A 13,939-nucleotide genomic window follows, 5' to 3' on the forward strand; every position below is an offset into this window, starting at 1 on the left:
GGTGACAGCGATCCGCAGCCTTGCCAGCGAATCGCCTATTGCGATGACCTCTGTTGCTGCAAGCGCTGCCTGATCCATTAAGCGCAAATGGGCTGGACGACCCGCCAGTTCAACAACACAGCTAAGTTGGCGATCGGCTTAATCGCGGTCAGCCGACGATTTCTTCAGGCTTGAAGAAATACGCGATTTCGATGGCGGCATTTTCGTCGCTGTCTGACCCGTGCACGGAATTGGCTTCGATGCTTTCGGCCAGTTCCTTGCGGATCGTGCCGGATTCGGCATTGGCCGGGTTGGTGGCACCCATGATGTCGCGGTTGCGCTGCATGGCGTTTTCGCCTTCCAGCACCTGCACGACGACCGGGCCGGAGATCATGAATGCAACCAGATCACCAAAGAAGGGACGCTCGCGGTGGACGGCGTAGAAGCCCTCGGCCTGTTCGCGGGTCATCTGGATGCGCTTGGAGGCGATGACGCGCAGGCCACCATCTTCGAGCATCTTGGTGACCGCGCCGGTCAGGTTGCGGCGGGTGGCGTCGGGCTTGATGATCGAAAACGTCCGGGTAACGGCCATGAGAAACTCCTGCAGGTTTTGTGCGGTGCACTCGCGCGCGAACGGCGCGATTCGACGCCGCCCTTAGGCGGAGCCATGCTGCGCTGCAAGAAAAACCGCGCAATCGCGGCCATGCTATGGCTCAGCCTTCGCCCGCCAGCAGCGTAATCGACGTTTCGCCGTCGCTGGGGGTGACCTGCAGGCTGAACGTATCGCTCTCCCCCTTGCGCCCGGCGATGGAGCGCATCTCGCCGCTGGTGATCTCGGTTTCGATCTTGAAGCCCTTGGCCTCCGCAGCCGTGCGATAGAAATCGACGATGTCATCGCGCTTGCCGCTGCTGGTCATCACGATCATCCCGCCTGATTTCCCGTCGGAATTGCCCATCATCGTCGAGACGACCTTTGCGCCGGGATAGGGCTTGAAATCGAAGGGCAGCCTGGCATTCGATGCCGCGCCGCCGATATTCACCGTGCCCGATCCATCAGCGCTTTCGATCTTGATCTGGGTATTCTCGTCGCTGCCTTGCTTGGTGACCTTGACCTCATTGCCATCGCTATCGGTCATAACGGTCGTGTCGGAGCCGCCGCAGGCAGTAAGCGTGAACGCGGCGGCAACGCAAAGCACGGAATATAGACGCATAGATTGAGCCTCCCTCTGACTGATGCCGCGAAGTATGACCGCGAAGCTAGCCCGCCTCAACCCATTTGCCGCCATCCTGCTTCCAATAATGCAGTTCGGCGCTGCCCGCAGCCTTCAGCGCGCGCCACGCATCGCGCGCGGCATCGACGCGTGGGGCATCGAACAGCAGCATCGTACGCTCGAAGGTCAGCGCCGCATCGCGCCATGTGCCATCGGCCAGCACAACGAAGCGTGCGCCGTTGGCGGGTTCGATCCGGTCCGCCAGCAGGATCGGCTGCAATCCGGGATTGGCCCCATCAATCCGGTCATGCGCCAGAAAGCTGGTGGGCGAAAAGGTCCAAAGCCGGGTGCTGATCGCCCCAAGCTGCGCGTCATCCTCTGACACCACCAGCAGGCGGTGCCCGGCCGCCAGCGTCTTGTCCGCCAGCACCGCGACCAGCCGGTCGGCGGTGCTGCGGGTGAGATGATAAAAATCGAAGCGCATTCAGCCGCCCAAGCCCCTCGACGGGCAGCGTATGCCTTCAGCCCTCAAAATTGTCTGCGATCCACTGGTTGAGCAGCCGCACACCATATCCGGTCGCGCCTTTGTCCCACACCGGACCAGGCTTGTCGGCCCAGACCATGCCTGCGATATCGAGATGCGCCCATTTGACGCCCGGCTTGATGAAGCGCTGCAAAAACTGCGCCGCGGTGATCGATCCACCTCCACGCGGGCCGACGTTCTTGATGTCGGCAATCGGCGAATCGATCAGCTTGTCATAGGCCTTGGTCAGCGGAAAACGCCACAGCGGGTCGCCTGCCGCCTCGCCCGCAGCGGTCAGCTGGTTGGCAAGCCCGTCATCGTTGCTGAACAGCCCGGCGTGCTGATCGCCCAGCGAGATGATAATCGCGCCAGTCAGCGTCGCCAGATCGACGATATATTCGGGGCTATATTCCTCCTGCACCCAGTGCAGCACATCGCACAGCACGAGCCGCCCCTCGGCATCAGTGTTGATCACCTCAATGGTCTGGCCAGACATGCTGGTGACGACATCGCCGGGGCGCTGGGCGTTGCCATCAGGCATGTTTTCCACCAGTCCGCACACGCCGATGATGTGCGCCTTGGCCTTGCGTCCGGCGAGCGCCTTCATCGTTCCGGCAACTGCACCGGCGCCGCCCATGTCCCATTTCATGTCTTCCATGCCCGCCGCCGGCTTGATCGAGATGCCGCCGGTATCAAATGTCACGCCCTTGCCGACCAGTACGACCGGCTTGGCATCTGCGCTGCCGGTGCCGTTCCAGCGCATCACCAGCACCCGGGGGGGGCGCGCCGAGCCCTGCGACACGCCCAGCAGCGCGCCCATGCCAAGCTTTTCCAGCTCTTCGTGACCCATGATGCTGATCTCAACCCCCAGCTTGGCAAGCGGCTGGCAACGCTCAACGAAGCTTTCGGGGTAGATGATGTTGGCAGGTTCGGTGACCAGTTCACGCGTCAGCGTGACGCCATCGGCCACCGCTGCGATATCCGGCCAGGCAGACGCCAGCCCCTTGGGCGCACCCGCCACACCGATCTGATTAAGCGTCGCCTTCGATTTTGCAGGCAGACGGGTGCGATACTGGTCATGATGCCAACCTCGCAGCGCCGCGCCAAACAGGAACTGCCCGGCGGTTTCCACCGACTCGCCCGCAGCGCTGCCCGTAAAATCGACCGTCAGCGAGTCTACCCCCGAGCGCTGAAAGCGCGCGGCAAGCTGGCCGCCAGCCCGCTCAAGATCGGCACGCGTGCCGCCGTCGGTGCCGACGAGCACAATCCGTACCGTCTTGCCGCCCTGCGCCACAAAAGTATCGAACACCTCGCCCGCGCCGCCCTCAAACCGCGCTGCCTTTGCGCCTTCAAGCACGATTGCGGCGGCATCCAGCGGCAAGGCAAGCGTTGCGAGCGCGTCCTTGGCGACGGGATAGGCCAGCACGGCGCTGGCGGTGGGGTCGGTATCAAAAACGATGTTCATTAATGCAATTCCTGAGAAGGCTGGATGAAAAGCCGGTTAACCAGATGTGCACGGATCGACGACTAGACCCAATGAGATTTGGGAGCGCCCTGCAGCATCACGACATAGAAGCGCGGTAGGTCACGATGCAAGCGTCAGGACAATCTATTTTGCAGCATCGCGGACCGGCGAGATTTTTCGTCCGCCACAAACGACCTGTCGAAAGCGGTTTGCAGTTCATTCGTGGCGGTGCAATAGGCGCTGGATTGTGCCCGGCACACGTGGCGAGTCCGCGATCGATGCTCGGTCGGCTTGAAAGATGGATATTGCGCTTGCGGTTTGACGGGCCAAAACTGTTGATTGTGCCCGCCCTGCTGGCAGCCGGTTCCACCCCGGCCCTGGCGGCAGACCAGGCGGTGTGCACGCGCACCGCGCATCTGCTGGGTGAGAACATTGTGCTGACGCGCGATAGCTCCGGCGGATATGGTGCGGGGCAGGATCAGCCGCTCAATCAGTCCACTCCCAGCAGCGGTTCGCCTCTTGCTGGTGAAGTTATCGAATTTACTGCCGACCAGATCGAATATGACAGCAACGCGGATATTGTCACGGCCAGCGGCAATGTGCTGCTGGTTCGTGAAGTACAGTCGCTGGTAGCAGACAAGGTCACATGGAACCGAAAGTCGGGCGAGGTGCGCGCCGATGGCGATGTCCAAATCACCGACGAAAATGGCAACCGGCTGTTCGGCGATTCCATTGAACTGACCGATACCATCAAGGACGGGGTGATCGAAAACATCCTGATCGTGCTCAACGAAGGTGGCCGACTGGTCGCCAAACGCGGTACGCGCGTCGATGGCGTCGTGACGCTGGAGTCCGCCGCTTATTCCGCCTGCGCGGTTGAAACCCCGTCCGGCGAGCCGAAAAAGCCGAGCTGGCAACTGCGCGCGATCAAGGTTGTCTACTCGCCCACCAAGGAACGGGTGAGCTATGAAGGTGCGCGGCTGGAGCTGTTCGGCCTTCCGGTCATCCCTATGCCGGGCCTCAGCCATCCGGTCGGCACCGGCAGCGGATCAGGCATTCTTGTGCCCGATATCCGCGTCAGCCAGGCCAACGGACTGCAGCTCAGCCTGCCCTATTATTTCAGCCTTGCACCGAACCGCGATCTCACCATCACCACCAGCGTCTTCACCGAATCTTTGCCGATGGTCGGCGGCCAGTATCGCGCATTGACCGATCGTGGTGCCTATCAGGTCACCGGCTACGCCACGGCAAGTTCGCGCATTCCGGTTGGCACCGTTGCGCTGCAGGACAGCCAGGATGCGTTTCGCGGCTATATCGATGCCAATGGTCGGTTTCAGCTGAGCGAGGCGTGGAGCGTCAACGGTTCGCTGCGCGTGGTGACCGACCGCACCTTTCTTCGCCGGTATGACATCAGCCGCGATGACCGGTTGCGCTCAAACCTCACCGCTGAACGGATTGGCCCGGACAGCTATTTCTCGCTCTCCGGCTGGGCCACCCAAACCTTGCGGGTCAACGATCCGCAAGGTCAGGTGCCGATTGCCCTGCCTGAACTCGACTGGCGCAAGCGGCTGGTCGATCCGGTGGCCGGGGGCAAGGTCGAGCTGCAGCTCAACACGCTCGCCATCACCCGCACCGACGGGCAGGATACGCAGCGCGCCTTTGCCGCTGCGCGCTGGGACCTGCGGCGGCTGACCACGCTGGGGCAGGAGTTCACGCTGACCGCTTATGCGCGCGGCGACATTTATAACAGCAACGACAACGACCGGACGGCAACGCTGATTTATCGCGGGGAATCGGGCCTTCAGGCGCGCGCCAGCGCCTCACTCGCTGCTGATTTGCGCTGGCCGTTCATCGGTGAGGCGTTCGGCGGCACGCAGGTGCTGACCCCACGTGTGCAGCTGGTTGCAACGCCGACAACCGGCAATCTTGCGGTTCCCAATGAGGATTCGCGCGCGATCGAGCTTGAAGACAGCAATCTGTTCGCGCTCAACCGGCTGCCCGGTTATGACCGGATCGAGGATGGCGTGCGCGTCGTCTACGGGGTCGAATGGTCGCTGCAACGGCCCGGAATGCAATTGAGCACCGTGATCGGCCAAAGCTATCGCTTCAGTGACCGCGACGATTTTCTTCCCCAGGGCACCGGGCTTGGCAACCGGTTGTCGGATGTCGTGGGGCGCATTGATCTCAAGCTGCGCAATTTCATCCGCTACACTCACCGCTTCCGGCTCGACAAAGACAATTTCGCAGTGCGCCGCAACGAGGTTGATATCACGATTGGCGGTCGGCAGACCTATGTGCAGGTCGGCTATCTGCGGCTCAACCGCGACATTGGACCTGAGGTTGAGGATTTACAGGATCGCGAGGAATTGCGTGCCGCAGGCCGGGTGCGGGTGGCGCGTTACTGGTCGATCTTTGGCGCGGCAGTCGTCGATCTGAGCAACGCCAAGGAAGACCCGAGGCTGGAATCAGACGGCTTTGAGCCGATCCGCACCCGGCTGGGCTTTGCCTATGAGGACGATTGTCTTGAAATCGGCCTGACATGGCGGCGCGACTATGTGCAGATTGGCGATGCACCGCGCGGTGATTCCTTCCTGCTGCGGGTGGCCTTGCGCAATCTTGGCTTTTAAGCGCAAAGACGCTATTGGCCTGCCTGCTCATCTGTGGTTAAGCCCACACGAGCCATGGGTTGCGCTACTCCGACAATCAGGAAGACAACAGTTTGCCCGTAATTTCACATGTAGCAAAGCTCTCCGGTCGTTTGGCCAAACAGGCCACCATCCTGTCGCTGGTTGCAGCGTTGACGCTGCCCGCAAGTGCCCAGACCGTTGACGACAATACCGTGCCCGAGGCCGGGCTCAATGTGCCCGAAGGCCTGACGATCTTTGGCGAGCAGGACCCCAATGTCCGCCGCGCCACCGCCATCGTCAACGGCGAAATCATCACCGGGACCGATGTCGACCAGCGGGTCGCGCTGATTCTGGCTGCCAACGAAGCGCCGGTTTCCGAAGAGGAAGAAGGTCGGCTGCGCCTGCAGGTGTTGCGCAACCTGATTGATGAGACGCTGCAGATTCAGGAAGCGGCAGGCAATGACATCACCGTAGAAGAGGCACAGGTTGAGCGCACCTATGCGCAGGTCGCCACCCAGAATTTTCGTCGCGATACGAGCGCGCTTGATACCTATCTGGCCAGCATCGGTTCCTCGCCGCGGTCACTCAAGCGTCAGATCAGGGGCGAGCTGGCTTGGCAGCGGCTGCTCGGTCGCAATGTCACGCCGTTCATCAATGTTTCTGAAGAAGAGGTGAAAGAGGTTATTGAGCGGTTGCAGGCCGCCAAGGGCACCGAGGAATACCGGATCGGTGAGATCTATCTCTCCGCCAATTCGCAGAACCGCACCGAAGTCGCGGCAAACGCCCAGCGCATCGTGCAGCAGTTACAGCAGGGTGGATCGTTCGTCGGCTATGCCCGGCAGTTCTCCGAAGCATCGACCGCAGCGGTTGGCGGCGACCTTGGCTGGATTCAGCTCGGCGTGCTTCCGGCATCAATGGTTGCGGTGGCGCGCGACATGCAGGTTGGCCAACTGGCCGGACCGATCGAAATCCCTGGTGGCTTCACAATCATGTATCTGATCGACAAGCGGCAGGTGTTGACGGCCAATCCGCGCGATGCGCTGATGAGCCTCAAGCAGCTGTCGCTCGCCTTCCCCCCCGGCATTACCGAGGGTGAGGCAACCCGCCGGGCATCTGAATTTGCCACGGCAACGCGCGGCATTCGCGGATGCGGCGCGGCCGACTCGGTCGCAGCCCAGCTTGGCGCGACCGTGACCAACAACGATCAAGTACCGGTACGCGAACTTCCTGCGCCGCTGCAGGATACGTTGCTCGCGCTCTCCATCGGCGAGGCGACCCAGCCGTTCGGCTCCGTAACCGAAGGCGTGCGGGTGCTCGTGCTGTGCGGGCGCGATGATCCGCAGGCCGAGGGCGGCCCCAACCCCGAGCAGCTGATGGCGAGCATGGAAGACGAAAAAGTCAACCGCCGCGCCCAGATCTATCTGCGCGATCTGCGGCGCGATGCCGTGATCGAATACAACTGATGCGCAGCACACGCCATAATCTGGGGTGAGCGAATTGCTGGCCATATCGTCGGGTGACCCTTCAGGCATCGGGCCAGAGATCATCGGCAAGTGCTGGGATGGCAGACATGCAGCAGACTTGCCCGGCTTTTTTGCAATTGGTGACCCGGCAGCCTTCGCTTTGGTCTGGAATGGGCCGACCCGGCTGATCGACACACCTGCGCAGGCAGCGGAGGTGTTCGAATGCGCGTTGCCTATCATGCCGGTGGTCGATTCTGTGCCAGCGATGCCGGGCCACCCCGATCTGGATGGGGCGCGCTGCGCACTTCAGGCACTGGAGATGGGTGTGGGGCTGGCACGCGCGGGGCAGGCGCAGGGCATCGTCACCGGGCCAGTATCGAAAATCCAGCTGCAAAAGGTTGGCTTTAATTTTCCGGGCCAAACCGAATACATCGCTGAAAGCTGCGGTGTAGCGCGTCAGAATGTCGCAATGCTGCTCGCCGGGCCAAGCCTGCGCGTGGTGCCGATCACGGTGCATATCCGCATTGCCGACGTGCCCGCCGCGCTTTCTATTGACCTGATCGTCAACCGTGCGCGCGCCACCGCCAAGGGGATGGCACGGAACTTCGGCATCACTCGCCCACGTATCGCGATCGCAGGGCTTAACCCCCATGCGGGCGAACAGGGCGCGATGGGCAGCGAAGAAGCAGATATCATTGCCCCCGCCATCGATATTCTGCGCGCCGAGGGCTTTGATGTCGCAGGTCCGCTGCCCGCCGACACGATGTTCCACGCCGCCGCGCGTGCGCGCTATGATGTCGCGCTGTGCCAATATCACGATCAGGCGCTGATCCCGATCAAGGCGCTGCATTTCGACGATGCCGTCAACATGACGCTGGGCCTGCCCATCGTGCGCACCTCACCAGACCATGGCACGGCATTTGATATCGCAGGCAAGGGGCTCGCCAACCCCAGTTCGATGATCGCCGCGATCCGCATGGCGGGCGCCGCATGGCAGCATCGCCAGAATTACGAGGGGCCGTGACCGCGCCTGCGCTGCCCCCGCTGCGGGAAGTGATCGCGCGCCATGGGCTGGCGGCGAGCAAGGCGCTGGGGCAGAACTTCCTGCTCGATGAGCAACTACTCGACCGGATTGCGGCGGTGCCCGGTGATCTGATGGGTGCGCAGGTGCTCGAAATCGGTCCCGGACCCGGCGGGCTGACTCGGGCGCTGCTGCGCGCCGGAGCGCAGGTCACTGCCATTGAGCGCGATCGGCGCTGCATGCCCGCGTTGGCCGAACTGGCCGAAGCCTTCCCCGACCAGCTGCACGTGATTGAAGGCGACGCACTGGCAATCCCGCTGGCGCAAGCGGTCGATGGCCCGTGTCACATTGTCTCCAACCTGCCCTATAATGTCGGCACTGCGCTGCTGATCAGCTGGCTGGGCTGGGCGGACTGGCCGCCGCAATGGCGCTCGCTCACGCTCATGTTCCAGCGCGAGGTGGCCGAACGGATCGTTGCTGAGACCAATGCGGATGCCTATGGGCGGCTCGCAATCCTCTCGCAATGGCGCAGCACCGCGCGGCTTGCGATGAAGGTGCACCGCAGCGCTTTTACCCCGCCGCCCAAGGTGATGTCAGCGGTGGTCCATATCACCCCCGCGCCAATGCCCGAGGGCGTGCGCCCCGGCCGTCTGGAAGCGCTCACCGCAGCCGCTTTCGGCCAGCGCCGCAAGATGCTGCGCCAGAGCCTGAAAGGTCTGCCGGGGGCGCTGGCGGCGCTTGAATCGCAGGGGTTAGACGCCTCGAGACGGGCTGAAACGCTAAGCGTTGAAGAGTTCGTGCGGATCGCGCGGGCGATGGACGGCGGATAACAGCGCAACCGTTCAACCGGCTCTGGGCAGCCTCAGCCGCACCAACAAGCCCCCCAGATCCTCGCTTTCGTCAAGCTCGACCAGCCCGCCGTAAATCTCCGCGACGTCACGCACGATGGCGAGGCCAAGTCCGGTGCCGGGTTTGCCGGTATCGAGCCGCGCGCCGCGGTCAAAGATGCGCGTCCGCTCGGCTTCGGGAATGCCGGTGCCGTCATCCTCCACCCAGATATCGACCAGTTTCGGGTCCGCCGATGCCTTGGGGTCAATGGTCACAAACACGCTGCCGCCGCCGTATTTACCTGCGTTTTCGACAAGATTGCCCAGCATCTCCTCAAGGTCCTGCCGCTCGACTGCAACACTCGCAGCCTTGTTGCCGTCAAGATCACAGCGCACTTGGGCGTAGAGGCGCGCGACCGCGCGCTCCACCGCCTCGGCGCTTTCCCAGACGTTGGCGCGGGCGCGGGCCTGCCCTCGCCGCCCTACCGCGCGTGCGCGGGCGAGGTGATGATCGACCTGCCGCCGCATGACCGCCGCCTCGCGAATCACGGTATCGGCAAGATCATCAGCGCGCGCGGTGGCGCTGTTCATCACCACCGTCAGCGGCGTCTTGAGCGCATGGGCAAGGTTGCCCGCATGACGCCGCGCCTCTTCGGCCTGCTTCTCGTTATGCTCAAGCAGTGCATTCAGCTCCTCGACCATCGGCATGACCTCAATCGGCATTGGCGCGCGCACACGGTCCATCTGGCCGGTGCGCATCGCCTGGATCGCCTGCCGCACCTTGCGCAAGGGCCACAATCCGTAGAGCGTCTGCAGGCCCGCCATGATGATCAGCCCCAGCGCGAGCAGCGCAAAGCTGTAGGTCAGGGTCTGGCGCAACTGGCGGATCTGGCTGTCCATCGTTGCGCGCGACTGGGCAACCCCAAAGCGCCAGCGCACCTTGCTGCCCGGCAGATAGATCGACTGTTCGATGACGCGCAGGTCTTCTCCCACAAACTGGCCGCTGTCGTAGATCTTCGGCTCACTGCCGCTTTGTCCCGCAGTCAGCGTCAGCGCGCGATCCCACAACGAGCGCGAGGTGAAGTCGGTATGGCCCTGCCCGCTGATCTGCCAATACAGCCCGCTGTTGGGCTCAAGAAATCTCTGGTCACCCAGCGGCCTGTTGAAAAACACCTCACCATCCGGCCCGATCTCCGCCGAGGAAATCATCGCATTGAGCACATATTCGAGCTGGTCATCGAAACTGGCGGTGACGGTATTGGTCAGGATGCGATCAAGCGCCACCCCGCCGCCGAGCAGCAGCACGAAAATCCATGCCGCTGCGATGACAATCATCCGGCGGCCAAGCGATCCCGTATTGGGCAGCGGCGCGGCCTCAGCGGTGGCCGGATGCAGGATGTCAGCCTGTTGCACGCTCGGCAGGGTCCTCAAGGCTATAACCCAGCCCCCGGATGGTGGTGATCACGTCCGACCCCAGCTTCTTGCGGATGCGCGTCACGAACACCTCGATGGTGTTTGAATCGCGGTCGAAATCCTGATCGTAAATGTGTTCGATCAGCTCGGTGCGGCTGATTACCTTGCCCTTGTGGTGCAGCAGATACGACAGCAGCTTATATTCCTGCGCGGTCAGTTTGACCGGATCGCCATTCAGCGAGACCTTGCCCGAACGCGTATCGAGCCGCACATCGCCCGCCATCAGCTCGCTCGACGCATTGCCCGATGCGCGGCGGATCAGCGCGCGCAACCGGGCGATCAGCTCCTCGGTCTGGAACGGTTTGGCGAGATAATCGTCAGCGCCCGCATCAAGCCCGGCCACCTTGTCTGACCAGCTGTCGCGCGCGGTCAATACCAGCACTGGAAAGGTGCGAAGTTCCTTGCGCCACATGCCCAGCACGGTCAGCCCGTCGATCTCCGGCAGGCCAAGATCGAGGATTACGGCGTCATAATCCTCGGTCGATCCCATGAAATGACCATCCTCGCCATCGACCGACAGATCGACGGCATAGCCCGACGCTTCCAGTGTGGACTTGAGCTGTTTGCCAAGAGTGGGTTCATCCTCGACGATCAGAACGCGCATGGGCATCTCCTTGAACGGGTCGCAGCGACGTGCGGCTGCTAATGGGGTTGATGACCCCTATCGGGCAAAACGCGGGCTGGCACAAGTTGAGGGTCGGGTGGACATGATCCGTATCTCGGATCGCGTCAGATCAACCCGATTGGCGCAGGATCGATCCGGTGCGGGCATCGACATCGACGAAAATCACACGGCTGCCGTCGCGGAACTTCAGCCGGTAGGTCAGCGCACGAGCGTCGTATTCCGGCCCGAGATAGAGCAAACCCTGCATTCGGGGCAGCACACGATTCTCGATTTCGCGCAGCGACATGACCCGGCCCGCCATAAACTGTTCGCGCGCCTGGCTCTGCTCACCACGGCGCTTGCCGTCGAACGCGTCGGCCGCAGGCGCACCTGCAATCAGCGCAGCAGTGATCGACAGGGTGGTTAGGATGGAGAAGCTGTTCATGTTGGTGGCTTAATCCCTGAACATTGAATAGCGGCTGAATATCTGGTTAGGGCCAATTGCAGGCATTGACCAGACCTCTCGCCGCCATTCGCCGCCGCCCGACCGTCAGCGCGTCATCTGATAGGTCACGTTTACCGTAACGCTGGTACCGACCTGCCCGCCCTCGATCGGCGGGGCAGCGGCCTCAGCCATCACCACCCGCTTATCAGCAAAGCCACCCATCGGCGATGCGTGGTGCATGGCCTCGGACACTGCCAGCAGCTGCACGCCGGTAAATCCGGTGCGTCTGGCGTAATCAAGCGCCTGTGTTTCGGCGCGCTTCACCGCCTTGTCGCGCGCCTCGCGTTTGGCGGTGCTGTCATCGTCGATGCTGAAGCTCGGGCCGGAGAGGTTGTTGGCACCATTGGACACCACCGCATCAAGGATCGCCCCAAGCTGTTCGATCTTGCGCACCTTGACCGTCACCTGATTGCTGACCTGATAGCCTGCAAACTGCGGCGGGTTGCCCTCATTGTTGTAACGGTATTCGGCGTTCAGGTTGATCCCCGATGTCTGGATGTCCTCACGCTTGATGCCCAGCGCGACGATCTGCCGGATGACCTTGTCCATCTCTGCCGAGTTCGCCCGCAGCGCCTCCTGCGCGCTCATCGCTTTGCTGGTCACCCCGGTGCTGAAGATCGCCGTGTCGGGCGCGCCAAGCACGGTTTCGGTGATGCTCAGCTCAACCACCGGGTTGGCGGCGCTGGGCGTCACCTCAACAGCGGCGAGCGCGGGGGTTGCCGCTGCAAGGACGGCGAACGGCAGCGTGCGGGTGAAGCTCTTGAACATGGGCAGGTCTCCTAAGTACGGGCGATCAGTGTCCCGGCGCAGGCCGGAACCCAGAGTGGCTACAGCGCAACCTCGCCCCTGGGCTCCGGCTTTCGCCTGAGAACGGGCGAGCTATGGGCCAGCCCGACTGTCCGTTGGCTTAACGATGACGCTACCAGCGCGACTGTCGCGCAATCGTGCTGTCAATGCGCGCCGCGCGCCCGCTCAATATACGCCTTGCGCAACGCCATCGTCTCGACACCGGGCAAGCCATCGCCCACCGCCAGACCGTCAATCTCGACCACCGGCATTACGAACAGCGAGGCTGACGTGACGAACGCCTCCGCCGCCCCCTGCGCCTCAACGATGGTGAAGGAGCGTTCCTCGACTGTCATGCCGCTCTCACGGGCAATATCGAGCACGCTTAACCGGGTGACCCCGGGAAGCAGCGCCTGGCCGTTGTCGCGGGTCACCAGATGTCCTTCGCGGGTGATGATGCAGGCGTTCTGCGATGTGCCCTCGGTGATCACATCGCCCTCGGCCAGCCACACATCGTCAACGCCTGCCGCTTTGGCTTCCATCTTCATCATGCTGGCATAGAGCAGTTGCACGGTCTTGATGTCGCGCCGCCCCCAGCGCCGGTCAGGCCGGGTGATGATGCGCATGCCGCGTTCTGCCATCGGATTGTCAGCCAGCTTACGGGCCTGCGTGAAGGCAAACACCGTCGGCGGCGTGCCGGGTGCGGGGAACAGGAAGTCGCGGTCCGCCGCGCCCCGGCTGACCTGCAGATAAACTGTGCCCTCGACCAGCGCGTTGCGCGCGATCAGCGTTGCCAGCACATCGTCCCAACCAGCACCTGCGACCTCGTGCGCGATCTTCATCTCGGCGAGTGAGCGTTCCAGCCGGGCCATATGCGCGGCATGGTCGATGATCCGCCCGTCGAGCACCGAAAACACCTCATAGACCGCATCTGCAAACAGCAGCCCCCGGTCGAAGATCGACACTGTCGCATCGCCCTCGGCGACATAGGCTCCATTGAGATAGACTGTCCGCATACTCGCGCCCCCTTCTGATTGTTGCCCGCATCCTTGCGATGGCTGGCGCGCGCCGGTCAAGTGCGATGTGTTGCGATCATGCGGCGACCGTTCTAGGGAGCAGGCCGGCCCCCCCTCTCCCCCCGGAAGCAACTCACCCATGTCGATACCGCCCGTCTTGTCCTATGAAAAGCTTGGCCTGATCCAGGGCACCGGCTGGCTGTTTCAGGACATCGACCTGTTTATCGGCCCGCGCGATCGGCTTGCGCTGATCGGACGCAACGGCGCAGGCAAGACCACGATGTTGCGGCTGATCGCGGGCGACATTGAGGCGGATCGCGGGCGGCGCAGCGTGCAGCCGGGCATTAAGGTCGTGATCCTTGAGCAGGACCCGGACTTTACCGGCCATGCCACGCTGCACGATTGGACGCTGGCGGGCGCAGACGCCCCGCCGCAGCAC

Annotated in this window: 14 protein-coding genes; 5 read left to right on the forward strand and 9 right to left on the reverse strand. The window is 62.8% G+C overall.

The window, feature by feature from the left end; genetic code table 11:
- Positions 1–148 precede the first annotated feature (148 nt).
- From ndk to ACEW8G_RS11800, 4 genes are all read right to left on the reverse strand, one after another.
- Positions 149–571 carry a nucleoside-diphosphate kinase gene (gene ndk / locus ACEW8G_RS11785; protein WP_373488612.1) on the reverse strand — a complete coding sequence of 141 codons (423 nt, stop codon included), beginning with the start codon at positions 569–571 and terminating at the stop codon, positions 149–151.
- A gap of 121 nt (positions 572–692) precedes the next feature.
- Complete coding sequence (locus tag ACEW8G_RS11790; protein WP_373488613.1) at positions 693–1,190, reverse strand: hypothetical protein; 498 nt, start codon at positions 1,188–1,190, stop codon at positions 693–695.
- A 46-nt stretch (positions 1,191–1,236) separates the two neighbouring features.
- Complete coding sequence (locus tag ACEW8G_RS11795) at positions 1,237–1,674, reverse strand: DNA polymerase III subunit chi (protein WP_373488614.1); 438 nt, start codon at positions 1,672–1,674, stop codon at positions 1,237–1,239.
- Between the two features lie 37 nt (positions 1,675–1,711).
- Positions 1,712–3,178 (reverse strand): leucyl aminopeptidase, encoded by a 1,467-nt coding sequence (locus ACEW8G_RS11800; RefSeq protein ID WP_373488615.1) that lies wholly within the window; start codon positions 3,176–3,178, stop codon positions 1,712–1,714.
- 341 nt (positions 3,179–3,519) lie between these two features.
- Here ACEW8G_RS11800 and ACEW8G_RS11805 point away from each other — a divergent pair, with 341 nt between their 5' ends.
- The 4 genes from ACEW8G_RS11805 to rsmA all read left to right on the forward strand — a co-directional run bounded on the left by ACEW8G_RS11805 (position 3,520) and on the right by rsmA (position 9,119).
- On the forward strand, positions 3,520–5,805 hold the full coding sequence (locus ACEW8G_RS11805) for an LPS-assembly protein LptD (RefSeq protein ID WP_373488624.1): 2,286 nt from the start codon (positions 3,520–3,522) through the stop codon (positions 5,803–5,805).
- 92 nt (positions 5,806–5,897) lie between these two features.
- Positions 5,898–7,268 (forward strand): peptidylprolyl isomerase, encoded by a 1,371-nt coding sequence (locus ACEW8G_RS11810; protein ID WP_373488616.1) that lies wholly within the window; start codon positions 5,898–5,900, stop codon positions 7,266–7,268.
- Positions 7,269–7,293: 25 nt separating this feature from the next.
- Positions 7,294–8,292, forward strand: a complete 999-nt coding sequence (gene pdxA / locus ACEW8G_RS11815; protein ID WP_373488617.1) for a 4-hydroxythreonine-4-phosphate dehydrogenase PdxA — start codon at positions 7,294–7,296, stop codon at positions 8,290–8,292.
- On the forward strand, positions 8,259–9,119 hold the full coding sequence (gene rsmA, locus ACEW8G_RS11820) for a 16S rRNA (adenine(1518)-N(6)/adenine(1519)-N(6))-dimethyltransferase RsmA (protein WP_373488618.1): 861 nt from the start codon (positions 8,259–8,261) through the stop codon (positions 9,117–9,119). The genes pdxA and rsmA overlap by 34 nt, the downstream gene beginning before the upstream one ends.
- A 12-nt stretch (positions 9,120–9,131) precedes the next feature.
- On the opposite strand, the gene ACEW8G_RS11825 is transcribed toward rsmA, so the two are convergent.
- From ACEW8G_RS11825 to ACEW8G_RS11845, 5 genes are all read right to left on the reverse strand, one after another.
- Positions 9,132–10,451 (reverse strand): sensor histidine kinase, encoded by a 1,320-nt coding sequence (locus ACEW8G_RS11825; RefSeq protein ID WP_373488625.1) that lies wholly within the window; start codon positions 10,449–10,451, stop codon positions 9,132–9,134.
- A 64-nt stretch (positions 10,452–10,515) separates the two neighbouring features.
- Positions 10,516–11,193 (reverse strand): response regulator transcription factor, encoded by a 678-nt coding sequence (locus ACEW8G_RS11830; RefSeq protein WP_373488619.1) that lies wholly within the window; start codon positions 11,191–11,193, stop codon positions 10,516–10,518.
- Between the two features lie 130 nt (positions 11,194–11,323).
- Positions 11,324–11,638: a hypothetical protein gene (locus ACEW8G_RS11835; RefSeq protein ID WP_373488620.1), complete on the reverse strand. Its 315-nt coding sequence runs from the start codon at positions 11,636–11,638 to the stop codon at positions 11,324–11,326.
- Between the two features lie 105 nt (positions 11,639–11,743).
- Positions 11,744–12,466, reverse strand: coding sequence for an SIMPL domain-containing protein (locus ACEW8G_RS11840; protein WP_373488621.1), 723 nt, complete (start codon positions 12,464–12,466; stop codon positions 11,744–11,746).
- Positions 12,467–12,648: 182 nt separating this feature from the next.
- Positions 12,649–13,500: a D-amino-acid transaminase gene (locus ACEW8G_RS11845; RefSeq protein ID WP_373488622.1), complete on the reverse strand. Its 852-nt coding sequence runs from the start codon at positions 13,498–13,500 to the stop codon at positions 12,649–12,651.
- Between the two features lie 139 nt (positions 13,501–13,639).
- Here ACEW8G_RS11845 and ACEW8G_RS11850 point away from each other — a divergent pair.
- Positions 13,640–13,939, forward strand: a 300-nt coding sequence (locus ACEW8G_RS11850) for an ATP-binding cassette domain-containing protein (protein ID WP_373488623.1), incomplete at its 3' end; no start/stop codon positions are given.

Source organism: Blastomonas sp. (assembly GCF_041747255.1).
GTDB lineage: Bacteria > Pseudomonadota > Alphaproteobacteria > Sphingomonadales > Sphingomonadaceae > Blastomonas.